The sequence below is a fragment of the Bradyrhizobium betae genome (assembly GCF_008932115.1).
In the GTDB taxonomy this organism is placed as follows: domain Bacteria; phylum Pseudomonadota; class Alphaproteobacteria; order Rhizobiales; family Xanthobacteraceae; genus Bradyrhizobium; species Bradyrhizobium betae.
Genome location: NZ_CP044543.1, coordinates 5908731 through 5933281, shown reverse-complemented (window position 1 = coordinate 5933281; position 24551 = coordinate 5908731). Strand labels below are relative to the sequence as shown.

The window sequence follows — 24551 nt, the reverse complement described above, 5'->3', positions numbered from 1 at the left end:
GGGTGCACTGAAGCGGGACAGGTTTGTCCCGCCAGATGTCCCCCGGGGTAAAGCGTTCAGTCATGAAACATCCGTCGAGCCGCGCATTCTTTGCGTATTGGAACGAGAAGCGCGGCACCACGCGGGCCCCTGACCGGGCCGACATCGATCCGGCCGCCGTCCGCGAGCTGCTCGGCGACATCTTCGTGCTGGCCAGCGAGCAGAACCTCGGCTTCCCGTTCCGCGTCGCCGGCACGCGCGTCTGCGCGCTCGCAGGGCGCGACCTCAAGGACCAGAGTTTTGCGGCGCTGTTCACCGAAGCCAGCCGCCGCGAGATCGAGGAGATCACCACCGTTGTCGCCGACGAGACGCTGGGTGCGATCGCCGGTGTCACCGCCGCGCGCGAAGACGGCAGCAAGGCGCATCTCGAGCTGCTGCTGCTGCCCTTCAACGCCCGCCCGCATACGCCGGTCAGCGTGACCGGCGTGCTCGCGCCGTTCGACGACGAATGCGGCGCGCTCGGCACCTTCAGCCTCACCTCCTGGCGCTATCTGCACCAGCCGGAGAAACTGCTGCCGCGCGCGATCCGCAAACTGCAGATCGCCCGCGGGCTGATGGTGTATGAGGGGCTTCGCTAAAGCTCGCCTTCTCCGTCTTTACGGCGTCGCCAGATGCCAGGCGCCGTTCAGAAAGCCGTCGCCGGTGATGTCGCCGGGCTTGGTGTCCTTGGCGAAGGTGTAGAGCGGCTTGCCCTTGTAGGCCCACTGCTTCGAGCCGTCATCGCGCGCGATGATGGTGTAGCCGTCGCCGGCGGCGTCGCTCGCCTCGGCCTTCAGCACCGGCCAGTTGGTCGCACAGGGGCCGTTGCAGGCCGACTTGCCGTCCGCGTCCTTGTCGAACGTATAGAGGGTCATCCCCTTGGCGTCGGTGAGCACATTGCCCTTGTCGGTCTTGCCGGTCTTGGTCGGCGGCGCGGCGAACGCGGCGGGAATGATCGCGAGCGCTGCGGCGAGTGTGAGCGCGAGGCGGATCGAGGATGTCGTCATGGTCTCTCCTGTCATGCAATTGGCTTGCAGGAGGTAGGACGCCGCGCGGCCCGCGGTATTCCTGAGACAGCGGCAAAGATATTTTTCGCTGCGCGCGGCGTCGCGGCGGAATAAACTGGATTGAGAGAGACGGACCAACGAATCGACATGAGCAAGCCGCATTGGCGTCCCGCGCGCACCACTGACCTGCCCGCGATCAGCGCGATCGCGGCGCGAATCCATCCTGATCTTCCGGAACGTCCCGACGTCTTCGCGGAGAAGATGCGGCTCTATCCCGATGGCTGCCGCGTGCTCGTCGCGGACGATGCGATCGCCGGCTACGGGCTCGCGCATCCCTGGAAGCAGCACCGGATTCCACCGCTCGACGGCTTCCTCGAACGATTGCCCGATGATGCAGACTGCCTCTACGTCCACGATGTCGCGGTGCTGCCCGACTTTCGCGGCGACGTGTCGCGCGACTATGTTTCGACGATCGAGACGCTGGCGCGCGCTTCTCACATCACAGCGCTCGCGCTGGTCTCGGTCTACGCCACGCGGCCGCTGTGGGAACGTCTCGGCTTTCGGCCGGTCATGGCGGATGCGGAACTGCGTGCAAAGCTCGCGTCCTATGGCGACAGCGCGACCTACATGCTGCGCGACCTCGCTGCGACGTAACGTCCCTCCCCGATCGGCGCGGCTCACGCGGGCGTGAAGCCATCCCCTCGAACCGGCTTCAATCAGCTCCCGTCGAAGGTGTGTGCGGGCCGTTTCCGGTCTCGCCGAAACGAGACTGGAGAATTTCCATGAAGCTCACATTGTCGAAAGTTGCCTTGATTGCACTCGTTGCGCCGGCCGCATTCAGCGCAACCAGTGCCAACGCGGCGCAGTTCCGGACCTATGGCTGCGATTCCGCCTTCTTCGAGGGCTGCGGCATCCTGATCGAGGCACCGACCCCGCCTGGCAGAAGCCGCGTCAACCTCACGCACGACACCTCGCCCACCTACATGAAGCAGACCGATCCGCGCTACAGCTCGGCGATGCGTGATGCCGGCGGTGGTGGTGGCGGCGGAGGCGGAGGTGGTGGCGGCGGTGGCGGTCGCTGAGCCCACCTGAAATTCGAAATGAAAATGCCGCCGGTGCGATCCGGCGGCATGCTTCCTGTCTGGGCTATCAGGCTGAAGCTCAGCCCCGATGTTTCTTCTTGGGTTTCTTTCCCGGCGCGCCCTTCCCGGCCCACGGCGTGACTGACGGCTCTGTGTGGCCCGGCTTCTTCTTGTGCTTCTTTTTCTTCGCGAAAGAAGGAGCATCCTCAAATTTCGGCGCGCGCTCGCCGTGCGCCTTCTCGCGTGGCTTGAATTCGCTCACGTCGCGCGCGCGATCGTCGCGGCGTTCACGATGATCACCCTCGCCGCTCTCGCGCCGAGGCGTGTGCGGCCGCTTCTCGGAAGGCGCCTGGCGCTGCGGCGCATCCGCCATCGCCTCGAGGCGGATATTGTCTTCCTTGTCCGGGCGCTTGATCTTGGCGGCGAAGGACTCCGCGACGCGCTCGGAGATCTCGAACTCGGTCGTCGTGTCCATGATCTTGATGGCGCCGATGTCGCCCTTGTCGATGCCGCCACGACGGCAGATCATCGGCAGCAGCCAGCGCGCCTCCGCATTCTTCTTTCGGCCGATGTTGGCGCGGAACCAGACGCTGCCATCCGCCATGCCGTGCTTCGCGGACGATTTTCCGGGTTTTGGCCGGAGCCTTTCGGAGCGATCATCGCCGCGCGAGCTTCGGACATCGTCGCGCGGAGTCCGATCGTCGCGCGGCGTGCGGGCGTCGTTGCGGCCGCGATCCTCGCGCGGCCGGCTGCTTCGCTCGCCGGGATCGATGATGTCTTCGGGGGACGGCAACCGTGCGCGATAGAGCCGCGCCAGCGCGGCTGCGATATCCTCGGCCGACCGCTCGGCCAGCAATGCCTGCGCGAGGACCTGATCGTCGGCGGTCGTCTCCTCGGTGAACAACACGTCTTTCATGCGCGCATGATCGAGCTTGCGGATTTCGTCGGCCTGCGGCGCCGTGCCCCAGTTTGCATCGACGCCAGCGAGATTGAGCAGCAGCTCCGCGCGCCGCCGCCGGGCGGGCACCACCAGCAGGACGCTCGTCCCCTTGCGGCCCGCACGCCCGGTACGGCCGGAACGATGCTGCATGACCTCGGCATCGTTGGGCAGGTCCGCGTGAATGACGAGGTCGAGGCTCGGCAGGTCGATGCCGCGGGCGGCGACGTCGGTCGCGACGCAGACGCGGGCGCGTCCGTCCCGGAGCGACTGCAGCGCCGTGGTTCGCTCGTTCTGCGTCAATTCGCCTGACAGCGCGACCACGGAGAAACCGCGCTCCAAAAGCGCCGCCTGTAAATGCCGGACGCCATCGCGCGTGCTGCAAAACACCAGCGCGCTCGGCGACTCATAGAAGCGCAGGACGTTGACGACAGCATGTTCGACATCGCCGGGGGCGACCCGGATGGCGCGGTACTCGATGTCGGCGTGGCCGCCTTCGTCGCCCGCGACCTCGATCCGGAACGCCTGCTGCTGATATTGCTTGGCCAGCGCGACGATGCCGCGCGGAAACGTCGCCGAGAACAGCAGGGTGCGGCGCGTCTCCGGCGTGGTCTTGAGGATGAATTCCATGTCCTCGCGAAAGCCGAGATTGAGCATCTCGTCGGCCTCGTCGAGCACGACCACCTTCAATTCGGAGATGTCGAGGCGGTTGCGGCGCAAATGATCGCACAAGCGGCCGGGCGTGCCGACGACGATGTGCGCACCGGCGGCCAGCTCGCGCTGCTCGCGCCGCGGATCCATGCCGCCGACGCAGGAGACGACGCGTCCGTCCGCATGTTCATACAGCCACGCCAGCTCGCGCTGAACCTGCAAGGCGAGCTCGCGGGTCGGCGCCACGATCAGGGCGAGCGGTGCGCCCGCTCGTTCAAATCGCTCGGCGTCGCCGAGCAGATCCTTGGCCATGGCGAGCCCGTAAGCGAGGGTCTTGCCGGAGCCGGTCTGGGCCGAGACCAGGAGGTCACGGTCAGCGGCCTCGCCGGTGAGCACGGCGAGCTGAACGGGGGTCGGACGGTCGTAGTTGCGCTCGGCCAAAGCTCGGGCGAGCGGCGCACTCATGGTCGGGAAAGACACGGGATAAACCTTGGTTGGTCCAGGCGCGGAACGTCGACCCGCGCGACCTGAAGCTGCGTACGCGGCAAAATGGTCCAGCCGCACGCGTGGTGATTTGATTTGGACGCTCTTTACGCCAAGCGCAGGCAAATCACCATGCCTATGATGCATGGCTTTGGCACCATCGAGAATAAGCTTACCGGCCGCCCGACCCACTACATCCAGCGTTTCCGGAGCCGTTTGCTGCATATAGCGGGATCCGGGGCCAAAGCGGGGGAATTTGGCGGCCAACCGGTCGCTTCCAGCCCGCTCTCAGATCTCGGCGTAGACCTCCAGCAGATTGCCGTCGGGGTCACGAAAGAACAGCGTCCGATGTCCAAAGGACTGGTTGGTCGGCGGTGACAGCAGCGCCACGCCCTGCCGCACCAGTTCGTCGGCGCACGCGTCGACTTCGGCTGCCGAGACCTTGAACGCCAATTGCAGCGAGGCCGTGCCGTGCGGCACCGGCACATCGGCGGCGGTCCGCCCCGGCTTCGCCAAGGCGAGCGTGTTACTGCCCAGGCCGTACTCGATCCAGTTCGGCGAGAGCTCGCGCAGCAGGGATAAGGCGAGGACGTCCTCGTAGAAGCGGCGCATCGCGGCCATGTCGCGCACGAAGATGACGGTGTAGTCGATCGCGCGGATGGCGCTGAAGGGCGAGCGCCTGTTTGGTTCGGAAGTCTGTTCGTTCATCGTCGTGTCCTTCATTCCGAACACCTACTCGTAGCCCGTATGGAGCCAACGGGGCTACAATTTCAATAACTACCGCAGCAAACCGCCGCTATAGCGCAGCTCGTAGAGAGGCGCGTCATCCTCTCGGTCGATGGTCTCGACGCCGTGAAAACGATCGAGCGCGCCTTGAACCTCGTTGCGGTAGACCATGCCTGCATGCTCGAACAGGCGCGGTCCTCGATAAGGCTCCTCCTCGCATACGCCCAGCAGCGCTTGCCGCAGGAATCTGTAGATCGTGAGGAAAGTGTCCCGATCCGTGATGTCCGCGCGGGCGCCGCCGCTGTAGCTCATCGACCAGATGACGCGGTCATCCCGCGACACCGTCTCCTGCCCGACGAAAAATCCCATCCCGAAATAGATATCGCGATAGGCATAAGGCGCGGCGCGATGCTCGAGCTGCCTGGAGCCTGCAAGCAGAGGCATGGCGATCGTCGCGTCGTCGTCGAGCCCCGCATAGGTGCGCCGCTTGGCTTCGACCAGGAACGCCGCGAGATCGTGCGGAATGGACGGCATCGTCTATTCCACCAGTTCCGGCCACGGCACGATGGTCGACTTCATCGTCTTCATTGCCATCGCATCCCTCACCGCCTGCGCGACGCCGTCTTCGGTGAACGGATAGATCGTTTGCATCTTCAGCCACGGATATTTGTCACGCGTGCGGTAGAGCATCTCGACGCCGAGCGGCAGATCGTTGGCGGTGAAGCCCCAGGAGCCGAGCAAATTGAGGTCCTTGGTGCAGATGCGATGCCAGGAGGTGTCGATCGAACCGGCGTCGGTGAACTGGCCCATCTCGACATAGGTGCCGCCGTCGCGCAGCATCTCGATGCCTTCGGGGCCGGCTGAGGGGTGGCCCGAGCAATCCATCACGAGATCGGCGCCGAAGCCGCCGACGATCTCGCGCACACGCGCGATGCGCTGCTGCGGCGATTTCACCTCTTCGATGTTCACCGTCGCCTCCGCGCCGAACTCGCGCGCCAGCTTGAGCCGCGGCTCCTCCGGCGCGCCGACGCAGATGACGCGCCCTGCCCCCATCTCCTTCGCGGCGGCGACCGCGAGAATGCCGATCGGGCCAGAGCCCTGGATCACCACCGTATCGCCCCAGGAAAAGCCGCCGGCACGGCTGGCGCGGTTGAAGGCGCGGATGCAGGAGGTCAGCGGCTCCGACAGCGCGCCGAGCCGCAGCGACATGTCGTCGGGCAGCTTGTAGATCTTGGTGCCCGGCAGCATCTCGAGATCGACATAGACATATTCGGCCCAGCCGCCCCACATGTGCGGCGCCTTGTCGAAGCCGAGATATCGGCCGTAATAGACCGGCGTCAGGCATTTGTTCGCGGTTTGCGGATAGTGGATGCAGTAGTAGCAGCGGCCGCACGGCATCAGCGGCGGGATCATTACCTTCGATCCGACCTTGAGCGGCTTGCTCATGAAGTCCTCGGTGAACTCGTCGCCGCATTCGACGATCACGCCGCCGATCTCGTGGCCAAGCGTGAACGGCCACGGCAGCGGCTTCGGCCAATGGCCTTTGAGGATATGCAGATCGGTGCCGCAGACGCCGCACGCGCCGATCTTGATCAGCGCGGCCTTGCGGCCGACCTTCGGCCACGGCACGGTCTTGATCACGGGCTCCGAGCCCGGTCCTGCGTGGGTGCAGACGCGGATTTGATCCATGGGCGTGTCCTCCATGCCCGTCTGTTATGATTGATGGCGCGGGCTGAGGCGAAGCGTATGTGAGATGGGCGGTGGTGCCAAGATACGCTCTTGTAGCCCGTATGGAGCAACACGCAGCTATGACCACCGACGTCATCCTGAGGTGCGAGCCTTGCGATGCGTCAGCATCGCGAGGGGAGCCTCGAAGGATGGGCCGCGAGCGCCCGTAGCTCATCCTTCGAGGCTCGCTTCGCTCGCACCTCAGGATGACGGCGGCGTGTGTGGCGGCAGTGCATGGCTGATGTCCAAGCACCCCAAGTGTCTTGAGCGCCCCCGATTGACCGTGTACCGACGGCTCAAGTCCTTTCCAGGCGCCCCCTTTGAACCCCCTCCCGCAAAATCCCGTGGCCGCGTCCGGCTCGTTCGCCGCGATGAAGTCCGTGCCGTACCGTCTCCAGTTCATCGCCTATGTGCTGGCGATGATGGCCGACAATATCGAGCATGTGATCAGCTATTGGGTGGTGTTCCAGAAATTCCATTCGCCGACGCTGGGAGGGTTTGCCGTGCTGTCGCACTGGCTGCCGTTCCTGCTGTTCTCGGTCGCGGTCGGCGGGCTCGCCGACCGGTTCGATCCGCGCCGCATCATCCAGTGCGGCATGCTGCTGTTCATCGTGGCCTCGGCCGGCTGGGGCTTCTTCTTCATCACCGACACGATCGAGATGTGGCACGCGATGCTGCTGCTGGTGATCCACGGCTGCGCCGGCGTGCTGTGGCAGACGCCGAACCAGCTGCTACTCTACGACCTCGTCGGCCCCGCCGATTTGCCGAGCGCGGTGCGGCTCAACGCGATGGCGCGTTATCTCGGCATTCTCGTCGGGCCTGCCGTCGGCGGCGTGATCATGCTGACGCTCGGCACTTCGCACGGCATCATCTTCAACACGCTGTTCTATCTGCCGATGCTGCTCTGGCTGTTCTGGGCGCCGGTGCGCGACAACAGCGTCGCCATCAGGCGCTTCGCGGTGCGCGGCCTTGCCGACATCATGCTGACCATCCGCTCGATCGGCACCCAGCCGGTGCTGACGGCGATGACATGGCTTGCCGGCCTCACCTCCTTCATGATCGGCAATGCCTATCACGCCCAGATGCCGGGCTTTGCCGGCGATCTCGGCCATGGCGATCCCGGCGTCTCCTACAGCGTGCTGCTTGCAGCGGATGCCGGCGGCGCCCTGCTCGCCGGCCTCGCGCTGGAATCGTGGGGACGGCTGAAAGGCACGCCGCGCACCGCGATCACGCTCGCGATGCTGTGGAGCGTGGCACTGCTCGGCTTTGCGGCGGTGCGGATCTATCCCGTTGCAATCGTGCTGCTGTTCTTCGCGGGCTTCTTCGAGCTATCGTTCAACACCATGGCGCAGGCGCTGGTGCAGCTGAACGCACCGCACGACATTCGCGACCGTGTCGTCGGGCTTTATAATATGGCCGGGCTCGGCATGCGGGCCTTCAGCGGCATCACCGTCGGGGTATCAGGCGCGGCGATCGGCATTCACTGGTCGCTCGGGCTGTCGGCTGCGGTTCTGCTCGCGCTGCTGTTCCTGCTCTATCAGCGTGCGACCAGGAAGGCGGCCGGTTGACTCCGGCCTCTCCCCACCGCACCTTCGACAGAGGGCTTGCGATAGAGGGCTTGGGGAGATGGGGCATTGCGCAATCGCTGGGGCATTCTTGCGATCCTGTTCGCCGTGCGCCTCACCATTGCGTTCCAGTTCCAGAGCGTGGCTGCGGTCGCGCCGCTGCTGCAGCAAACCTTCGGCGTCGGGCTCGCCGATATCGGCATCCTGATCGGGCTCTATTTCACACCGGGCGTGGTGCTGGCGCTGCCCGGCGGCGCGATCGGCCGAATGCTTGGCGACAAGCCGACCACGATCGCGGCGCTGCTGCTGATGACGGCCGGCAGCCTCGTGATGGCCGCAACAGACATCTGGAGCTGGCAGATGGCGGGCCGGCTCGCCTCCGGCGCCGGCGGCGTGCTGCTGACCGTGCAGCTCACCAAGATGGGCACCGACTGGTTCGCGGGTAAGGAGATCGCGACCGCGATGGCGATCTTCGTCAACTCCTGGCCGGCGGGCGTTGCGATCTCGCTGCTGGTGCTGCCGGCGATCGGCACGGCCTATGGCGCAGGCGCGGTGTTCCTGTCCGCGGGCGCACTCACGGCGATCGGGATTGTGCTGATCATGTTCTATCTGCCGCCGCCGGAGGCGACGGCCAGCGCGGCCGGCTCCGGCCGGCTCGATCCCCTCGCGCTGCTGGCCGTGATCGTCGCCGGCCTGATCTGGGGCCTCTATAATGTCGGCTTCGCCATGATCTTCTCGTTCGGCCCCTCGCTGCTCGCCGAGCGCGGCTGGAGCATTGCGGCGGCCGGCTCGGCGATCAGCCTCGTGCTGTGGCTGTCGGCGATCTCGGTGCCATTGGGCGGCTTCATCGCCGACCGGACCGGACGGCCGCTGACGCTCGCGGTCGCGGCGTGCCTCGTGGTGGCGCTGCTGCTGGCGTGGCTGCCCCGGTCGGACGCGGTGATGGCGATCATCGTGCTGATCGGTCTGATCAGCGGCCATCCGGCCGGCCCGATCGTGAGCCTGCCGGCCCGGGTGCTCGCCCCGCAAACAAGGGCGATCGGCATGGGCGTGTTCTACACTCTCTTCTATGCGGCGATGATGCTGGGGCCGGCCGTGGCCGGGCGGCTCGCCAAATCGGCCGGAACCGCTGCGGCCGCGCTCGACCTCGGCGCGCTGACGGTGCTGGCCTGCCCACCCCTGATGTGGCTTTTCGCGCGTATTGTGTCTGTCCGTCATCGACGCACACAATCCTAACGCGGCATTAACCCTGTGTACCTTAGGGTCGTCCCGGACTCCGCCCGGGCGGGGAGTCGGGTGCTGAAAATGGCGTTGGCGAACAAAAAATTTCTTCCGGCCGCCGAGGAACGTCGGCGTTTCCAGCGGGTGAAAGTCCACCTGCTCGGCCGTTACATGCTGCCGGACCGCCGGGAATTCCCCTGCCAGGTGATCAACATGTCACCGGGCGGCCTCGCCCTGCTGGCGCCCGGCATCGGCAATGTCGGCGACCGCGTGGTCGCCTATCTCGACCATATCGGCCGCGTCGAGGGCAAGATCACCCGCATCATCGACAATGGCTTCGCCATGACGGTGGGTGCGACGCCCCGCAAGCGCGACAAGCTCGCGGCGCAGCTGACCTGGCTCGCCAACCGCGACATCCTCAACCTGCCGGAAGACCGCCGCCACGACCGTATCGTGCCGCGCAACCCGATCGCGGTGCTCACGCTCGAGGACGGCACCAAGATGACCTGCCGCATCATCGACCTCTCGCTGTCCGGGGCCGCCATCGCCGCGGAGAACCGTCCGCCGCTGAAATCGACGGTTCTGCTCGGCCGGATCCAGGGCCGCGTGGTCCGAAACCTCGAAGACGGCTTCGCGCTGGAGTTCTTGCACTCGCAGCCGATCGAGACTCTCGAAGAGAGCGTTACCGCGCGGTAAAGCGCGAGGACCTCAAAACCACATGATTTCCAGCCCTGAAGGCGGCCTCCGCGATGCGGACGCCGCCTTTTTCATGCATGGCGGCGGGCCGTGCGCGCGTTAACGCCGGTCCCTTTGCGCGCGGAAACGAGGGCTCCGCCAGCGTTTCCGCGTTAACTCCTAAAATTTGAATCAATTGCAGTCATATCGAATTTTATTCGAATTTGACTCAAGTATAGATCGAATTCGCGGCGCATTTTACTTGCATTCGTCTCGACTTGACTTGGCTGACTTAGCGGCAGCTCAAAAGCTCCATGCGCATTGTGGTCCCAACAAGAAACGGGGGCCGCAATGTTTGACTTCAGGGGACAGGGGAAGGGATTGGCGCTGGCCGCCATCCTCTTCGGGATCGGCGCGACAGCGCAGGCCGGTGAAAGCCGTCTGCTCTACGCGAGCCTCGGCGACACCACGCGTGCGCCGATCGGCTGGGTCGAGTTCTGTGCGGACAATGCCGCGCAGTGCCAGGGCGCACCGACGCAGCCGCGCGACATCGTGATGTCGCAGGCCGCATGGCGCGACCTCGTCAAGGTCAATCGCTGGGTCAACGAGACCGTCAAGCCTTTGACCGACCAGGAGCACTGGGGCGTGATCGAGAAGTGGTCGCTGCCGACCGACGGTTACGGCGACTGTGAAGACTACGTGTTGTTGAAGCGCAAGATGCTGATCGATGCCGGATGGCCGCGCGAGGCCCTGCTCATCACCGTCGTGCGCGACAAGAAGGGCGAAGGGCACGCGGTGCTGACGGTGAAGACCGACAAGGGCGAATTCGTTCTCGACAATCAGAACGAGAGCGTCGTTGCCTGGACGGAGACCGGCTACCGCTTCGTCAAGCGCCAGTCGCAGAGCGATCCCAACGTCTGGGTCTCGCTGGGCGATACCAGGCCGGCGGTTTCGACCGCCAGCGCAAGAGATCAGTAGTTCACGAACGAGACAAACAGGTTACGCGACCCGGTCACATCCCCACCCCTCCCCGTCCCAGACCGGTTCGCGCGCGGCCAGCCATCCCCCAATGGCTGGCCGCAACTTTTTTGGGGATGCGCAATCAGCCCTGTGACGACCACGGCACGCGCGCGGCGGTGAAATCGCGCCATGTATCTCGCAAGGCAGGCTGCACACCCACCGATGCGCGCGCCTGCCAGCCGGCGATCGCCGCCGCCGCGATGGCGCTGTCAGGCCCCGCGCCGAGCCCGTCGAGCAACGATGCCGTGACCGCCATGTCGTTGAAGGCGCCAAGCTCCTCCTGCAAGGCGGCAAGCCGGCGCGAGAATTTCCTCGCGGACTTGCGATCGGCGAACAGCTGCAGCAGGAACTCGCTGAGATAGCGCAGCCGCTTGGTCGCGAGCCGCACCCGGTGCAGCTGCGGCGCCGGAAGCGACTTGAAGCGGCGGCCGCGCTTGAGCACTTTGGAGTATTGCTCCGACAGGATGCGCTGCGCGAAGTTGACGGCGGGCTCGGCGAGCTGGCCGAGATCTTCGGCGGCAACGTCGTTGCGCCAGCCCCGCGTCTCGATCCATCCGCCGAGGCCGATCAGAAACATGGCGCAGCGGCGATCGCCGAGCGCATCATGGGCCTTGCGATAGGCATCGGACTGACGTCCGGCCGCAGCCTTGCCCAGAGCGTCGAAGCCAGCGACCGCAGGACAGGCTCTTGCGATCGTCGGCAAGGTCTCGAGCTGGAACACGTCCCAGTCACGCGCGGCGGAGAGGTCCTGCGCCAGCCATTTGGCTTCCGATCGTAGCGCGTCGAGATTGCTGAGCGCACCCACCGATCGCATCAGATCGAGCGCCGATCGCAGCCGGCGCAGCGAAACGCGCAGTTGATGCACGCCTTCCGGATTGCGGCCGTCCTCTGCCGCAGGCAGCGACTGCAGCAGATGGAGGAAGCAGGAGCGCAGAATCGTCGAGAAGGCCTCGTCGAGCGTCACGGACGGATCAAGGCGAAGCTTGCCCGGCCGGCGGGCCGATGGCGGCGTGTCGGCAGCGAGGTCGAAGCCACGCGCCGACTTGGTCCGGATCGACGGTTTCACCGCCCCGTGCTCGGCAAGCCGCAACGCGACCTCGTAGATCGTGCTCGCGCTGCCGCTCTTCAATTCAAGTTCGATCTCGTTCACCGGCAGGGAGCGATCGCCGGCGGTCAGGACGCCGTGATCGAAGGCGATCTCGACGCTGCCGGCCGGCAGGTCGATCATCCGCGCGTGACGATGGACGTCGGCGGTGAAGACGGCTTCGAGCGGCTGCGTTTCAAGACGATCGCGAAGCTTCTCCGGAATGAAGGGCATCGCCAAGGCGAGATCGGGCGCGAGCGAGGCAACGCTCGCCTCCCACTCGCCACGACGCAGCGGATCATCGGCAGCGTCGGTCTTCACGGTCTGCACGAAGCGCGCGCCGCTCTGGCGCACGCGCAGGCTCAGACCGTTGCGCCGCAACACGCGCTCGGACGTGTCGTAGTAGACGGATTTGAGATGTTTTCGCGAACCCTTGTTGCGCGCGTTGGCCGCGATGACGGGCGCGGCGTTGAAATGCGCCATGCGATCGGCATCGACGAGAAGCTTGAGCTCGATTTCGCCGGCGAGCCGCGTGGCGGGATGCGACCGGGCTTTCTCTGGTGCAGCCGCCGCATCTTGTGATGGCGTCTGATCAATCACAGCGCCCTCGACGATCGCAGGTTCCGCGCCGTGGTCGACCGGTTCAATCTGCCTGAGGAAGCCGGCGACGACTTGCGTCCTCTTGTTGTCCCTGGCGACAGGGTTCCCCGGCACGCTCTGAGTTTTGCGAGCCGGGCTTGCGTCTGATTTCAGCATTTCTGGTGACATGACAGTTCAATGACAGAGCCACATCCTATAGCCGGTGCTGCCGGCGAGGAATAGTCACGTTACGCTGCAGCGCGCGATCATCCCCACGAGGCGCTAAAATCAGGCAAGGATTGTCACAATCGGCCGTGACCTTGCGAACTAAATTGCCGTCGCGCGCCGCAGCGATCGAATTCGTAGCGAATCCGACCTCTCTCGAAACCGAGATGACCGCCTGCGATTGTGACAGGCTCTGTGCGCCTGTTGCGGTTCCGTTTGCGGGTGCTCACGCGCCCAGCACGTCCGCGAGCCGCAACTCGTCGGCGGCGGGATCCTTCAGGAACAGCTCGGCCTCGATCTCGCGAAGATGCGACAGCATCTGCGCGCGTGCGGCCTGCTTGTCGCGCTTGCGGATCGCGCTGACGATGCCGGCGTGGTGATCGGTGCCGCAGGCCGGCGTGTCGTGACGGCGGTAGAGCAGGATGATGAGCGAGGAGCGCGCGATCAGCTCTTTGAGGAAACCGAGATAGATGCTGTGGCCGCTCATCTCGGCGACGAGACGATGAAACTCGCCGGAGAGCCGGACCGAGGCGCGCGCGTCGCCACGCAGCTCGGCCTCGCGCTCCTCCGCGAGATGGCGCTGGAGCCGATCGATCCAGGCCGGCGATACCGCGTCGACGGCATGGTCGACGATGGTGGGCTCGATCAGGCGGCGCGCCTCGAACACTTCGCGGGCATCGGCCGGCGTCGGCCGCGCGACGAAGGCGCCGCGGTTCTTCTCGATGTTGACGATGCCCTCATGCGTCAATTGCTGCAGCGCCGTGCGGACCAGCGTGCGGCTCGCGCCATAGATTTCGCCGATCTCGTCCTCGCCGAGCTTGGTGCCCGGCAGCAGGCGATGCTCGAGGATCGCCGCGGTCACGCCGTCCCTGATCCGGCTGACGCGATCGCTCACGTCGGGGGCTTCGGATTTCAGGCGGGTCTTGGCGGCCATCAGTTTGAGAGCGGGTTTGAGGGCGCGATCGGCGATATCGGCCGATGTTAGTCGACCAGCTGTATCCAATCACAGGCGAAACATTATACAATCTGCGCCCGTTTTGTGTGCAGACTAGCGCCCACGCGGCAAGCCGCCTCAATGCGCCGGATTCGATCTAACAATCTGACTCCGCTTCACAGTTTTGGAATTCGAGCGACCAAGGACGGTTGGCACGGACCTTGCGGAGAGAGGCGAGACGCATCGCCCTCGCCTCGGACACGCCATGGCCACTCCCGCCGCCCTCGAACTGGTCGCCGTCACCAAGCGCTACGATACGACGCTGGCGGTCGACACCGTCAATTTGAAGATTCCGGCCGGCACCTATTGCTGCCTGCTCGGCCCCTCCGGCTGCGGCAAGACCTCGACCCTGTGCATGATCGCGGGCCACGAGGCGGTCAGCGAGGGCGACATCATCCTCGGCGCGCAGAACGTCACCGATCTCGAGCCCGCCAAGCGCGGCACGGCGATGATGTTCCAGTCCTACGCCCTGTTTCCGCACCTGACGGTGCTCGACAACGTCGCGTTTGCCCTGAAAATGCGCGGCGTCGATCGCGCCACCAGGCACAAGCGCGCCGGCGAATTGCTCGAGCTGGTGGCGATGACGCCCTATGCGTCCCGGCTGCCGGCGCAGCTCTCCGGCGGCCAGCAGCAGCGCGTGGCGCTCGCCCGCGCGCTGATCACCGAGCCGCAGATCCTGCTGCTGGACGAGCCGCTCTCCGCGCTCGACCCGTTCCTGCGGGTGAAGATGCGCTGCGAGCTGAAGCGGCTGCAGCGCGAACTCGGCATCAGCTTCATCCAGGTCACCCACGGCCAGGAAGAGGCGATGGCCCTCGCCGACCACATCGTGGTGATGAACCAGGGCAGGATCGAGCAGCAGGGCACCGCGCGCGAGATCTTCCACCACCCCCGCACCGAATTCGTGGCGCGCTTCATCGGCGGCCACAACGTCCTCAGCGACGCCGGCAAACTCATCGCCGTGCGCGCCGATCAACTCGGCATCGTGCCGTTCGTTGACGGCGCGTTCGGCGCGCCTGCGCTGCTGACCCAGACCGAGTACCAGGGCTCCTACATCGCCGTCTCGCTCACGCTGGACGACGGCACCGCCCTGTTCTCCCACCTCCCCGAGGCCGCCTTCGACGTTCACCCGTTCCGTCCGGGCGATCGCGTGCTGGCCACCTGGGATCCCGCCAAGGCGCAGCGCCTGCAATAGCGCCGTCATCTCAAGAAATGCGCAACACAGAGGAGTGAACGACATGACCGAGAAGACCAGGACAAACGGCCTCAGCCGCCGCACGCTATTGAAGAGCACCGCGGGTCTCGCCGGCCTCGCCGCCGGCTCCGGCGCCATCACCGGCTTTCCCTATGTGAAGTCGGCCGAGACCAAGGTGCTGCGCTATCTCGGCACCGCCGTGAACGAGGGCGACGACATCTCCAAGCAGTGCCTGAAGGACACCGGCATCAAGATCGAATACATCACCGCGACCACCGACGACGTCACCAAGCGCGTGATGACCCAGCCGAACTCCTTCGACGTGCTGGACACCGAATATTTCTCGCTGAAGAAGATCGTGCCGTCGGGCAACATCCTTGCGCTCGATGCCAGGAAGATCAAGGAGTTCGGCAACATCACGCCCGTCTTCACCAAGGGCGAGACGCCCGGCGGCAAGAAGATCGGCGGCCAGGGCACCGCGCCCTGGAAGGTGCTTTATCTCGAAGGCAAGGACTCCAAGAAGTTCGCGACGTCGGCGACCGAATTCGTCACGCTGATCCCAACCGTCTACAACGCCGACACGCTCGGCATCCGCCCCGACCTGATCAAGCGGCCGATCAGCTCGTGGTCGGAACTGCTCAACCCCGAGTTCAAGGGCAAGGCCTCGATCCTCAACATCCCCTCGATCGGCATCATGGATGCCGCGATGGTCGTGGAAGCCACCGGCAAATACAAATATGCCGACAAGGGCAACATGACCAAGGAAGAGATCGATCTCACCATGAAGGTGATGACCGAAGCCAAGAAGGCCGGCCAGTTCCGCGCGTTCTGGAAAGACTTCAACGAGAGCGTCAACCTGATGGCATCAGGTGAAACTGTCATTCAGTCGATGTGGTCGCCCGCGGTGACGAAGGTGCGCTCGATGGGGATCCCCTGCACCTTCCAGCCGCTCAAGGAAGGCTACCGCTCCTGGGCCTCTGGCTTCTGCGTCTCCAAGGGCGTGTCGGGTCCGAAGCTCGAATGGGCCTATGAGTTCGTCAACTGGTTCCTGTCCGGCTATGCCGGCGCCTATCTCAACCGTCAGGGCTACTACTCCGCCGTGCTCTCGACCGCGAAGGCGCACATGGAGCCCTACGAGTGGGCGTACTGGATGGAAGGCAAGCCGGCCGAGAAGGACATCAAGGCGCCCGACGGCTCGCTGCTCGAAAAGGCCGATGCCGTGCGCGACGGTGGCTCCTACGAGGACCGCATGGGCGGCGTCGCCTGCTGGAATGCCGTGATGGACGAGAACGACTACATGGTCCGCAAGTGGAATGAGTTCATCGCGGCGTGATGGACATGTCGGAAGAGGTTCTGCAACAGGCATCCCCGGGCTTGATCCCGGGGTCGGGCACGGCGCGCGCCGCAAAGCCGACGCGCCTGTCGCCGTCCGTCATCTCCTGGCTCCAGGCCGGGCCGATGATGCTGGTGTTTCTCGCCTTCTTCCTCATTCCGCTCGTCTTCGTCGTCATCGTCTCCTTCTGGGACTACAACGAATATCAGCTGCTGCCGGCTTTCTCCGGCCGCGGCTACACCGACACGTTCGAGGGCTGCATCGACAAGCTGCCAGAACTCTGCACGATCGGCCGTACCTATGTGATGACGTTGAAGCTCTGCTTCATGGTCTGGGCCATCACGCTCTTAATCGGCTTCTGGGTCGCCTACTTCCTCGCCTTCCATGTCAAATCCAAGACCTGGCAGATGGGACTGTCGCTGCTATGCACGATCCCGTTCTGGACCTCCAACGTCATCCGCATGATCGCCTGGATCCCGCTGCTCGGCCGCAACGGCCTCGTGAACTCCGGCCTGGTCAAGGCGGGCCTGATCAACCACCCACTGGAGTGGCTGCTGTTCTCCGAGTTTTCCGTGGTGCTGGCGCTGGTGCACCTCTTCACCTTCTTCATGGTGGTGCCGATCTTCAATTCGATGATCCGCATCGACAAGTCGCTGATCGAGGCCGCCTATGATGCCGGCGCCACCGGCTTCCAGACGCTGGTCAACGTCATCATTCCGCTCGCAAAGCCCGGGATCGTGATCGGCTCGATCTTCGTCATCACCATCGTCATGGGCGATTTCATCACCATCGGCGTGATGGGCGGCCAGCAGATCGCGGCCGCCGGCAAGATCATCGAGACGCGGGTGAACGCGCTGCAATTCCCGGCGGCGGCGGCTAACGCCGTGATCCTGCTGATCATCACCTTCCTGATCATCTCCATGATGTCGCGCATCGTCGACATCAAGAAGGAGCTCTAGCGCATGAAGGAAGGACGCTCCCGCTCGTTCTACGTGCTCGCGATCTTCTTCGCGGCCTATGTGCTGTTCCTCTACGGCCCGATGATCGCGATCTACGTGCTGTCGTTCCAGGGCCCGCAGGGCGGCCTCACCTTCCCGATGAATGGCGTGTCGACCTTCTGGATCGCAAAACTGTTTCAGGGTACCGGCATCGTCGATCTCGGCGCGGCCTTCCGCCGCTCGCTGCTGCTCGGCATCATCGTGATGATCGTCACGGTCGTGCTGTCGGTCTCCGCCGGCATGGCCTTCCGCCGCAAGTTCAGGGCGCAGAGCATCCTGTTCTACTCGGCGATAGCGAGCCTGATCGTTCCCTCGATCATCACCTCGCTCGGCATTTCGCTTGAATTCCGCATCATCGACGATTTGATCAAGGCGCATTGGAACGAGAATTTCGAGACCTCGATGGGCCTGCTGACCTCGGGGCTGGGCGCGCACCTGACCTGGACGCTGCCGTTCGGCCTGCTCATCATGTTCGCGATCTTCAACCGCTTCGATCCCCGGCTCGAAGAAGCCGCGCGCGATCTCGGTGCAACGCCGTGGCAGGCCTTCCGTCACGTCGTGCTGCCGATCATCCTGCCCTCCGTGATCGGCATTGGCCTGTTCGGCTTCACGCTGTCCTGGGACGAGCTCGCGCGCTCCAGCCAGGCGATCGGGGCGGTGAATACATTGCCGCTGGATCTGCAGGGCCTCACCACCACCGTGACGAACCCCGACATCTACGCGCTCGGCACCGTGATTTCGGCCGTCTCGTTCACGGTGATCACCCTTGCGCTCGGCACCATCCACGTGCTGAACAAGCGGCAGGCGGCCAAAGGCTCGGACGCCGGCAAAGGGCTCGTCTGAAAAGAGACTCGTCTGACAAGGGGCTGGTCTGATCGCGATGCGACTGCACGTCGTCAATCCCAACACCACCGCGTCGATGACGGCGAAGATCGCCGCTGCGGCGCGCAGCGTCGCACTGCCCGACACCGTGATCGACGCGCGCCAGCCCGCCATGGGCCCGGTCTCGATCGAGGGCTTTTACGACGAGGCCTTTGCGGTCCCCGGCATGCTCGGCTGCATCCGTGACGCCGACCGCGACGGCGCGGACGCCCACATTATCGCCTGCTTCGACGACACCGGCCTCGACGCCGCGCGCGCCGCCGCGAAAGCACCGGTAATCGGCATCGGCGAGGCCGGCTTCCACATGGCGAGCCTGATCGCGGCGCGCTTCGCCGTGGTGACGACGCTCGGCGTCTCCATCGTGCCGATCGAACACAATCTGAAAAAGTACGGCCTCGCCGAGCGCTGCGCCCGCGTCCGCGCCGCCGAGGTCCCCGTGCTCGCGCTTGAGGAGCGCAACACCGATGCGCTCGGAAGGATTTCCGCGGAGATCACCGCCGCGATCCGCGACGACCGCGCGGAGGCGATCGTGCTCGGTTGCGCCGGCATGGCCGATCTCGCCGCCGAGCTCGCCGCCACCCACGGCCTGCCCGTGGTCGACGGCGTCGCCGCAGCGGTGACGCTGGCGGAATCACTGGTGCGGCTGGGGCTGAAGACGTCGCGACTCGGGCCCTACGCGGCGCCGCGGTCGAAGACTTATTCGGGAATGTTGTCGAGCTTCGAGCCGTAAGCGTTGCACAACCGCGCTGCCTGATGCGGGAGCGTCGTGTCTTGCCCGCAACATCGGGTTCATTTTGCGGTTGCGAGTTCCGCGATTGTTGTAGCCGATACCGTGAACTGCGAGCTTGCCGTAGAAGATTCGCAGATTCGGGGCGCGCGGTGGGGCTGAACACGGTGAAATACTTGATCTCGACGGTTGCCGGGACACTGGCATGGGCCGCTCTGGCGGGTTCGGCGCTGGCGGCCGATATGCCGGTGAAGGCGCTGCCAGCAGCGCCGTCATGGTCTGGATTCTACGCCGGCCTGTCGCTCGGCGCGCGCTGGGCGGCCAACGACTGGCAGACCTCCGACATCGCCCCGAATTTCGGTGCCGGCACGTTCGTACCGACGGGCGGCACCGGCGGCGCAATCGAAAGCGTCGCGGCCAGGTTCGGAGGCTATCTCGGCTACAACGCACAGATCTCGAGATCCTGGGTCGCCGGCGTCGAGGCCGATTTCGGGTGGGCCGATAACAAGAAGACGACGAGTCCTGTACCGGGGACGGCTGGGCTCTTCTTCGGCACACCCCTCGTCGGCCTTCCATCCGGCACGGTGAAGGAAACATGGGACGGCAGCCTCCGCGGCCGTCTCGGTTATCTCATCGGACCCGCCACACTGGTCTACGGCTCTGGCGGCGTAGCGTGGCACCGCATTGAGCTGAACGCCAATTGCGCCCCGGTTCCCGGAAACTCCTTCTGCTTCAACACGCCTCACAATGAAACCTATGCATCGACAAGGGTCGGCTGGACCGTCGGCGGCGGTGTCGAGCACATGATTGGCGGCAATTGGCTCGCGCGCGTCGATTACCGCTATGCCGATTTCGGGACTTGGACCCAGACTTTCTTCACCGCAGGGGGAGTCGGGATCGCGTTCGACGACCGCTTCACCGCCCGCATCAAGGACCGCACACACACCGCGACGGTCGGTATCGCCTACCGATTCTGATTCGGATCACTGCCTGGCGCGGCCTTGATCGATCAGGCTGGCACCGCTTCTTCGGATAGGCCGCCAGCGAACCGGCTTGGGCCGACGCAGCGCTAGAGGTAGTAAGAAACCTCTTTTCCCGCTTATTGCGCTGATCTGGGCAGGCCAGCCTCTTTTTGGTCCCATTTGTTGCCGAACAGTAACGCTTTCGGGACGTCCCGGCGGCTTTCGGCTTGCCGGTCTTCGCCACTCACCAAGTTTCAATTTGGGTTTTGTCAGCGATGATCGATCTCGCAGAGGACTCACGGTCCCACCCCCTCCTTCGCCTCGGCGCCCAGCCCATCGCGCTGACCGCCGCCGCCCTGCTCCTGCTGATCGCCGGCGTAACGTCGATCGCGATCTGGCGTGCCTACACCGGGGCAGCTCCTGAGCCTGATCGGGTGGTGGCGTCGCGGCAGCTTCAGGCCCGCACCGCACAGGCCTCCGAGCAGCTGGTCGAGAAGACCAAGGGGCTGGAGGCGACACAGCAGGAATCGATCGACCAGTTGCAGGTCGTGCAGGACCAGCTTCAGACGATGAGACGGCTGATGGCGGCGCAGCAAGCCGACACCAAGCGGCTGTCCGAGCAGGTCACCACGCTGAATGAGTCCATCGACAATCTGCGGCAGTCCTTTGCCAGCGCCCGGGCCACCGAGGCCGAAACGCCCTCGGTTACCCGCAGGAAACCGGCCCGGCATCATGCCAGCGTGCGAAAACGCGGCAAATCGCGCAGCTGACCGGAGATCGACGCAATTGGACTATTATTTTCGCCGCTTGTGAACTGGATCACATTTGCCCGTATGATTCCGCGCGATGGTAGCGGTTACCGGATGGCGTGAGCCGATTTCAATGTCCGGGGCTGGCAAGGTCGTTGACGGTATACTGCGTCAACGGCCTTGTTTTTTAACGGCCTCGCCCAGCGTCGCGATTACTCGCAAACATCCACGCGACGATATCGCCAGCCCGATGGCGTCATGACGCGCTTGCGGACGACGTAGCAACCGCCATAGCCACCGTCCTCGGAATAGTAAGCGGGACCGGGACCGTAATAATAGGGTCCGTAGCCATAATAGCCGCCATAGTAGCCGGCGCCAGCGATGCCGGCGCCGATCGCGATGCCCGGCCAGAAGCCGCCTCCATGCCAATGGCCGCCATGGCCCCAGCCGCCACCGCCGTGACCCCAGCTTCCACCACCGTGGCCCCAGCCACCGTGACCGCCCGCCTGTGCCGCCTGCGGCATCGACAGCCCGATCGTCGCAGCGGCCAGCGCCGCCATCATCGTCTTACGCAACATCACTTGATCCTCCGCGTGGACACGCTCCACGCCTCAAAGCCGGATCAAACTAACGTCACACGGGCATTCCGGACAGCCATGCAGCCTCACTTCCGCGCGAGCGTCAGCAGCCGCGGCAGATGCTCTTCAGCTTCTTGTCGAGGATCCGGTTTTCGGCATTGACGGCGGCGTCAGCGGACCCGCCTGCGCCGGTGCCGGTGGTGGCCCCGCCAGACGCGCCGGACGATTGGGCCGTGCCCAGGCTGTTGGTGCCGGGCGGTGATGACGGAGCGTTGGCGACACCTCCGGTCGATCCGCTCGAGCCGGCTGCACCGCCGGTCGCTTGCGCGAACGACACCGCCGGCAGCGCCGCAAGGCTGAGGATCACGATCAAGATCTTCGTTGAAACGGTTGCATGCGAATTGGCCATCGGAAATTCTCCTTTAGCGGTCAACCGCTGCGGCAGAGGCCGGTTCCGGAACAAATGCCGCCTCATCAGCTTGAGCCAAGGGAGGCTGGCACGATCATGCGCAAACTGATCGCGTTCGACGAGGACACGTTCGACAAGCTGAAGCAATTGGGACGCGACAGGATGGGGACGCTTCAGGAGCTCGCCGACGAAGCCTTCGCCGACCTCTTGAAGAAGCACGGCATCCCCGTCGATCTCAGGGACGCCCTGCGCAAGAGCGCCAGGCTCGGCGAGACGGCGGACAAGGCGGCGCCGCGCAGCAAGGCAAAGAAGACAAAGAGGCGATGACGTCTCGCTACGCGGCGACCGCCCCGGTCGTCTCGGTCAGGTCCTCGATCATCGTCACGAACATGTGGGATTCTTCGCCGGCACCGCCGACCTGGACCCGGCGGGTGGAGATCACGCGGCGACCGCGCGTCGGATTGTCGATCGTATCGATGATCGGCTCGAGCTGCTGCTTCTGCGCGAGGAGCTGCTGGTCGCGCCGCTCGATCAATTCGGCTGCTTCCGGGGAGAACAATTCCCGCGCCGTCTTGCCGATGATCTCGCCACGCGACATGCCGATCATCTGCTCGGCCGCCCTGTTGACGAACACGTAGCGCTGGTTTCGCGCATCCTTGGCGATGATGCCCTCGGTCACGTTCTCGATGATGGTGGCGAGGAAACGCTCCATCCGTTCGAGAATTCGCTGACGCTGGCGCTGTTCGGTGACGTCCTCCTGGACCGACACCCAGCCGCCGCCGTCCATCGGGCGCTCGTGGATCCTGATGGTGCGGCCGTCGTTCAAGGTGATCTCATAGGCGGCCGGCTCGCGCCTGGCGATCCGGTCGAGCACGGCGGCGAGATATGTCGCGATGTCGCCGCTGAACAAACCGCTCTTGACGCGGTGCTGCAGGATCTCGCCGAGCGTCGCTCCCGACTGGATCGTCTCGGGCAGATTGTAGATCTGCCGGTAGTTGCCGTTCATCGCGACCACGTTGGCCTTGCCGTCGAGCATGATCAGGCCCTGCGGCATGCTGTTGATCGCGGCGGAGAGCTGCCACTTCTTGGCCTGGTACTTGTCGTTGAACTTGTCGCGCTCGGTCATCGCGGCATCGCGCGCCTGCGCGGTGCCGAGTTCGAGCTCCTCGAGCTCGAAGATGCGCGCCACCGCATCGCGAAAATGCTGGACCGCACGCGCAAGGCGCCCGATCTCGTCGTTGCGGCCCAGATGCGGCACCTTGCTCTTGACGTCGCCGTCCGCGATCCGGTCGGTCGCCAGCGTGATCTCGGCCAGCGCCCCGACCACCGAACGCCGCATGACGACGACGTTCAGACCCGCCAGAACGAGAGACGCGAGGCCGAGGGCGAACAGATAGGCGGCGGCATAGCGGTTCGAGTTGGCGAGCTCGTCCGCCTCGCGGGCACGCTGCCCGTAGATCCGTTCGAGCGACTCGAGATCGCCGTTGAGCCTGGCCCGCAGCGTCCGGTTGGCGTCATTGTCGCCCCACTCGCGCGCCGCCGCCGGGCTGATCTCCAGCCCGCGGCGCACCAGCTCCTGGCGAAAATCGATGAACTGCGCGATGCGCTGCCGGAAGCTCGAGACCTGCTCGGCATCGTCATAGTCGACGGTCCGTTCGAGGCCCTTGACGGCCTCGGCGAGCTCGCGGTTACGACGCATCAGGCCGTCGGCGAACGGCTTCATCGCAACGCGATCGGCGGACATGTAGATGCCGCGCGATTCCATCACGATGGCGTAGATCAACGCGTTGATGCGCCCGACATTGATCGCGGCCTCGGCGGACGAGGCGTGCATGTGGCGATAGGTCGTCTGCAGCCGCACCGTCTGGATCGACATCACGAGCAGGAAGGTGGTCACGATCGCGAGGAAGCCGGCGATACTGTAGACCTTCTCCGCGACGGTCAGCGTGTCGATGCCGCGCGCGAAACGAGCGAACTTCTTCACTAGTCGGGATGCGGCCTCGAGTCCGGATCCCGGCGCCGCAGCGTTCATCGCGCCGCTCCCCCTGGTTGAAGACACCGACCATAGGGAGGTACCGCTAGCGGGGACTAAAAGTTCCGGTCGGTACTTCTACGGGAGGCACGCGAAGCGGACCCGGCTTCGTCCGCGAGCGCATCAGCCGATCCGCTTCAGGCCCTTCTTGAAGCGCGGACCGTTGGCGACGTAGAACCTCGCCGCGCTTCCCATCTTCTGCACCTGCGCGTCGTCGAGCGTGCGGATCACGCGCGCGGGCGAGCCGATGATCAGCGAGCGTTCGGGAAACTCCTTGCCCTCGGTGATGACGGAACCGGCGCCGACGATGCTGTTGCGGCCGATCCTGGCGCCGTTCATCACGATCGAGCCCATGCCGATCAGCGCGCCCTCCTCGACGGTGCAGCCGTGCAGGATGACGTTGTGGCCGACGGTGCAGTTCCTGCCGATGACCATGGGAAAGCCGAGGTCGGTGTGGCAGGTCGAGCCGTCCTGCACGTTGGCGCCCTCGCCGATCTCGATCCACTCATTGTCGCCGCGCAGCACCGCGCCGAACCAGACGCTCGCGCCCGGCTTCAGGCGCACGCGGCCGATCACGGTGGCGGTCTCAGCGATGAAGTAATTGCCGTCGGCGGGAAGATCGGGCGCCTGCCCGTCGAGCTCATAGATCGCCATGGAGGCCTCCTGTCATTTTGACCCCAGCCATAGCGAAACG

General features: G+C 65.0%; 26 protein-coding genes. 15 read left to right on the top strand and 11 right to left on the bottom strand.

Annotated features, from left to right (window positions below; all coding sequences use genetic code 11):
* Positions 1–62 precede the first annotated feature (62 nt).
* Positions 63–617, top strand: a complete 555-nt coding sequence (locus F8237_RS28540) for a PAS domain-containing protein (protein ID WP_151649521.1) — start codon at positions 63–65, stop codon at positions 615–617.
* A gap of 18 nt (positions 618–635) precedes the next feature.
* Here F8237_RS28540 and F8237_RS28535 read toward each other — a convergent pair whose 3' ends face one another.
* Positions 636–1025, bottom strand: coding sequence for a COG4315 family predicted lipoprotein (locus F8237_RS28535; RefSeq protein ID WP_151649520.1), 390 nt, complete (start codon positions 1023–1025; stop codon positions 636–638).
* A gap of 147 nt (positions 1026–1172) precedes the next feature.
* Here F8237_RS28535 and F8237_RS28530 point away from each other — a divergent pair, with 147 nt between their 5' ends.
* Together F8237_RS28530 and F8237_RS28525 are read left to right on the top strand one after the other, a co-directional pair.
* Positions 1173–1679, top strand: a complete 507-nt coding sequence (locus F8237_RS28530) for a GNAT family N-acetyltransferase (protein ID WP_151649519.1) — start codon at positions 1173–1175, stop codon at positions 1677–1679.
* A gap of 128 nt (positions 1680–1807) precedes the next feature.
* Positions 1808–2107 (top strand): hypothetical protein, encoded by a 300-nt coding sequence (locus tag F8237_RS28525; protein WP_151649518.1) that lies wholly within the window; start codon positions 1808–1810, stop codon positions 2105–2107.
* Positions 2108–2186: 79 nt separating this feature from the next.
* Here F8237_RS28525 and F8237_RS28520 read toward each other — a convergent pair whose 3' ends face one another.
* From F8237_RS28520 to F8237_RS28505, 4 genes are all read right to left on the bottom strand, one after another.
* On the bottom strand, positions 2187–4160 hold the full coding sequence (locus F8237_RS28520) for a DEAD/DEAH box helicase (RefSeq protein ID WP_162006416.1): 1974 nt from the start codon (positions 4158–4160) through the stop codon (positions 2187–2189).
* A gap of 306 nt (positions 4161–4466) precedes the next feature.
* The gene (locus F8237_RS28515) at positions 4467–4886 is read right to left on the bottom strand and encodes a VOC family protein (RefSeq protein ID WP_244625993.1); all 420 of its coding nucleotides are present in this window, start codon (positions 4884–4886) and stop codon (positions 4467–4469) included.
* 69 nt (positions 4887–4955) lie between these two features.
* Positions 4956–5438 carry a DUF5680 domain-containing protein gene (locus F8237_RS28510; RefSeq protein ID WP_151649515.1) on the bottom strand — a complete coding sequence of 161 codons (483 nt, stop codon included), beginning with the start codon at positions 5436–5438 and terminating at the stop codon, positions 4956–4958.
* Between the two features lie 3 nt (positions 5439–5441).
* Positions 5442–6593 (bottom strand): zinc-binding dehydrogenase, encoded by a 1152-nt coding sequence (locus F8237_RS28505; RefSeq protein WP_151649514.1) that lies wholly within the window; start codon positions 6591–6593, stop codon positions 5442–5444.
* A 383-nt stretch (positions 6594–6976) separates the two neighbouring features.
* Between F8237_RS28505 and F8237_RS28500 the strand changes: the two genes are divergently transcribed.
* The 4 genes from F8237_RS28500 to F8237_RS28485 all read left to right on the top strand — a co-directional run bounded on the left by F8237_RS28500 (position 6977) and on the right by F8237_RS28485 (position 11071).
* Entirely contained in the window at positions 6977–8200 is a 1224-nt protein-coding gene (locus tag F8237_RS28500; protein ID WP_151649513.1) for an MFS transporter, read from the top strand.
* A 66-nt stretch (positions 8201–8266) separates the two neighbouring features.
* Positions 8267–9433 (top strand): MFS transporter, encoded by a 1167-nt coding sequence (locus F8237_RS28495; RefSeq protein WP_151649512.1) that lies wholly within the window; start codon positions 8267–8269, stop codon positions 9431–9433.
* Positions 9434–9502: 69 nt separating this feature from the next.
* Positions 9503–10114, top strand: a complete 612-nt coding sequence (locus tag F8237_RS28490) for a PilZ domain-containing protein (protein ID WP_151649511.1) — start codon at positions 9503–9505, stop codon at positions 10112–10114.
* A 330-nt stretch (positions 10115–10444) separates the two neighbouring features.
* Positions 10445–11071, top strand: a complete 627-nt coding sequence (locus F8237_RS28485) for a transglutaminase-like cysteine peptidase (protein WP_162006251.1) — start codon at positions 10445–10447, stop codon at positions 11069–11071.
* 124 nt (positions 11072–11195) lie between these two features.
* Here F8237_RS28485 and F8237_RS28480 read toward each other — a convergent pair whose 3' ends face one another.
* Together F8237_RS28480 and F8237_RS28475 are read right to left on the bottom strand one after the other, a co-directional pair.
* Positions 11196–12953 carry a CYTH and CHAD domain-containing protein gene (locus F8237_RS28480; protein WP_151649509.1) on the bottom strand — a complete coding sequence of 586 codons (1758 nt, stop codon included), beginning with the start codon at positions 12951–12953 and terminating at the stop codon, positions 11196–11198.
* A gap of 274 nt (positions 12954–13227) precedes the next feature.
* A complete protein-coding gene (locus F8237_RS28475) occupies positions 13228–13935 on the bottom strand; it encodes a GntR family transcriptional regulator (RefSeq protein WP_151649508.1) in 708 nt (235 codons plus the stop codon).
* A 265-nt stretch (positions 13936–14200) separates the two neighbouring features.
* Between F8237_RS28475 and F8237_RS28470 the strand changes: the two genes are divergently transcribed.
* From F8237_RS28470 to F8237_RS28440, 7 genes are all read left to right on the top strand, one after another.
* Entirely contained in the window at positions 14201–15187 is a 987-nt protein-coding gene (locus F8237_RS28470; RefSeq protein ID WP_151649507.1) for an ABC transporter ATP-binding protein, read from the top strand.
* Positions 15188–15230: 43 nt separating this feature from the next.
* Positions 15231–16520: an ABC transporter substrate-binding protein gene (locus F8237_RS28465; RefSeq protein WP_151649506.1), complete on the top strand. Its 1290-nt coding sequence runs from the start codon at positions 15231–15233 to the stop codon at positions 16518–16520.
* The gene (locus F8237_RS28460; protein WP_151650701.1) at positions 16520–17479 is read left to right on the top strand and encodes an ABC transporter permease; all 960 of its coding nucleotides are present in this window, start codon (positions 16520–16522) and stop codon (positions 17477–17479) included. The genes F8237_RS28465 and F8237_RS28460 overlap by 1 nt, the downstream gene beginning before the upstream one ends.
* Positions 17480–17482: 3 nt before the next feature.
* Positions 17483–18361: an ABC transporter permease gene (locus F8237_RS28455; protein ID WP_151649505.1), complete on the top strand. Its 879-nt coding sequence runs from the start codon at positions 17483–17485 to the stop codon at positions 18359–18361.
* A gap of 37 nt (positions 18362–18398) precedes the next feature.
* Positions 18399–19130: an aspartate/glutamate racemase family protein gene (locus F8237_RS28450; RefSeq protein WP_151649504.1), complete on the top strand. Its 732-nt coding sequence runs from the start codon at positions 18399–18401 to the stop codon at positions 19128–19130.
* A gap of 41 nt (positions 19131–19171) precedes the next feature.
* Entirely contained in the window at positions 19172–20104 is a 933-nt protein-coding gene (locus F8237_RS28445; RefSeq protein ID WP_244625992.1) for an outer membrane protein, read from the top strand.
* 260 nt (positions 20105–20364) lie between these two features.
* The gene (locus F8237_RS28440; RefSeq protein ID WP_151649502.1) at positions 20365–20859 is read left to right on the top strand and encodes a hypothetical protein; all 495 of its coding nucleotides are present in this window, start codon (positions 20365–20367) and stop codon (positions 20857–20859) included.
* 191 nt (positions 20860–21050) lie between these two features.
* On the opposite strand, the gene F8237_RS28435 is transcribed toward F8237_RS28440, so the two are convergent.
* Entirely contained in the window at positions 21051–21416 is a 366-nt protein-coding gene (locus tag F8237_RS28435; protein WP_151649501.1) for a hypothetical protein, read from the bottom strand.
* A 103-nt stretch (positions 21417–21519) separates the two neighbouring features.
* The gene (locus F8237_RS28430; protein ID WP_151649500.1) at positions 21520–21825 is read right to left on the bottom strand and encodes a hypothetical protein; all 306 of its coding nucleotides are present in this window, start codon (positions 21823–21825) and stop codon (positions 21520–21522) included.
* A gap of 96 nt (positions 21826–21921) precedes the next feature.
* Between F8237_RS28430 and F8237_RS28425 the strand changes: the two genes are divergently transcribed.
* Positions 21922–22152: a hypothetical protein gene (locus F8237_RS28425; RefSeq protein ID WP_151649499.1), complete on the top strand. Its 231-nt coding sequence runs from the start codon at positions 21922–21924 to the stop codon at positions 22150–22152.
* Positions 22153–22159: 7 nt separating this feature from the next.
* Here the strand turns inward: F8237_RS28425 and F8237_RS36705 are convergent, their stop codons facing one another.
* Positions 22160–23809: a PAS-domain containing protein gene (locus F8237_RS36705; protein WP_244625991.1), complete on the bottom strand. Its 1650-nt coding sequence runs from the start codon at positions 23807–23809 to the stop codon at positions 22160–22162.
* Positions 23810–23980: 171 nt separating this feature from the next.
* Entirely contained in the window at positions 23981–24511 is a 531-nt protein-coding gene (locus tag F8237_RS28415) for a gamma carbonic anhydrase family protein (protein ID WP_151649497.1), read from the bottom strand.
* Positions 24512–24551 lie beyond the last annotated feature (40 nt).

Excerpts from the sequence above, each read along its gene's own strand:
- F8237_RS28440 (WP_151649502.1), top strand. The coding sequence starts at position 20,365 with ATGATCGATCTCGCAGAGGACTCACGGTCCCACCCCCTCCTTCGCCTC.
- F8237_RS28430 (WP_151649500.1), bottom strand. The coding sequence starts at position 21,825 with ATGGCCAATTCGCATGCAACCGTTTCAACGAAGATCTTGATCGTGATC.
- F8237_RS28540 (WP_151649521.1), top strand. The coding sequence starts at position 63 with ATGAAACATCCGTCGAGCCGCGCATTCTTTGCGTATTGGAACGAGAAG.
- F8237_RS28510 (WP_151649515.1), bottom strand. The coding sequence starts at position 5,438 with ATGCCGTCCATTCCGCACGATCTCGCGGCGTTCCTGGTCGAAGCCAAG.
- F8237_RS28480 (WP_151649509.1), bottom strand. The coding sequence starts at position 12,953 with ATGCTGAAATCAGACGCAAGCCCGGCTCGCAAAACTCAGAGCGTGCCG.
- F8237_RS28535 (WP_151649520.1), bottom strand. The coding sequence starts at position 1,025 with ATGACGACATCCTCGATCCGCCTCGCGCTCACACTCGCCGCAGCGCTC.
- F8237_RS28475 (WP_151649508.1), bottom strand. The coding sequence starts at position 13,935 with ATGGCCGCCAAGACCCGCCTGAAATCCGAAGCCCCCGACGTGAGCGAT.
- F8237_RS28490 (WP_151649511.1), top strand. The coding sequence starts at position 9,503 with ATGGCGTTGGCGAACAAAAAATTTCTTCCGGCCGCCGAGGAACGTCGG.
- F8237_RS28525 (WP_151649518.1), top strand. The coding sequence starts at position 1,808 with ATGAAGCTCACATTGTCGAAAGTTGCCTTGATTGCACTCGTTGCGCCG.
- F8237_RS28450 (WP_151649504.1), top strand. The coding sequence starts at position 18,399 with ATGCGACTGCACGTCGTCAATCCCAACACCACCGCGTCGATGACGGCG.
- F8237_RS28520 (WP_162006416.1), bottom strand. The coding sequence starts at position 4,160 with ATGAGTGCGCCGCTCGCCCGAGCTTTGGCCGAGCGCAACTACGACCGT.
- F8237_RS28465 (WP_151649506.1), top strand. The coding sequence starts at position 15,231 with ATGACCGAGAAGACCAGGACAAACGGCCTCAGCCGCCGCACGCTATTG.
- F8237_RS28415 (WP_151649497.1), bottom strand. The coding sequence starts at position 24,511 with ATGGCGATCTATGAGCTCGACGGGCAGGCGCCCGATCTTCCCGCCGAC.
- F8237_RS28530 (WP_151649519.1), top strand. The coding sequence starts at position 1,173 with ATGAGCAAGCCGCATTGGCGTCCCGCGCGCACCACTGACCTGCCCGCG.
- F8237_RS28425 (WP_151649499.1), top strand. The coding sequence starts at position 21,922 with ATGCGCAAACTGATCGCGTTCGACGAGGACACGTTCGACAAGCTGAAG.
- F8237_RS28505 (WP_151649514.1), bottom strand. The coding sequence starts at position 6,593 with ATGGATCAAATCCGCGTCTGCACCCACGCAGGACCGGGCTCGGAGCCC.
- F8237_RS28460 (WP_151650701.1), top strand. The coding sequence starts at position 16,520 with ATGGACATGTCGGAAGAGGTTCTGCAACAGGCATCCCCGGGCTTGATC.
- F8237_RS28515 (WP_244625993.1), bottom strand. The coding sequence starts at position 4,886 with ATGAACGAACAGACTTCCGAACCAAACAGGCGCTCGCCCTTCAGCGCC.
- F8237_RS28455 (WP_151649505.1), top strand. The coding sequence starts at position 17,483 with ATGAAGGAAGGACGCTCCCGCTCGTTCTACGTGCTCGCGATCTTCTTC.
- F8237_RS28470 (WP_151649507.1), top strand. The coding sequence starts at position 14,201 with ATGGCCACTCCCGCCGCCCTCGAACTGGTCGCCGTCACCAAGCGCTAC.
- F8237_RS28485 (WP_162006251.1), top strand. The coding sequence starts at position 10,445 with ATGTTTGACTTCAGGGGACAGGGGAAGGGATTGGCGCTGGCCGCCATC.
- F8237_RS28435 (WP_151649501.1), bottom strand. The coding sequence starts at position 21,416 with ATGTTGCGTAAGACGATGATGGCGGCGCTGGCCGCTGCGACGATCGGG.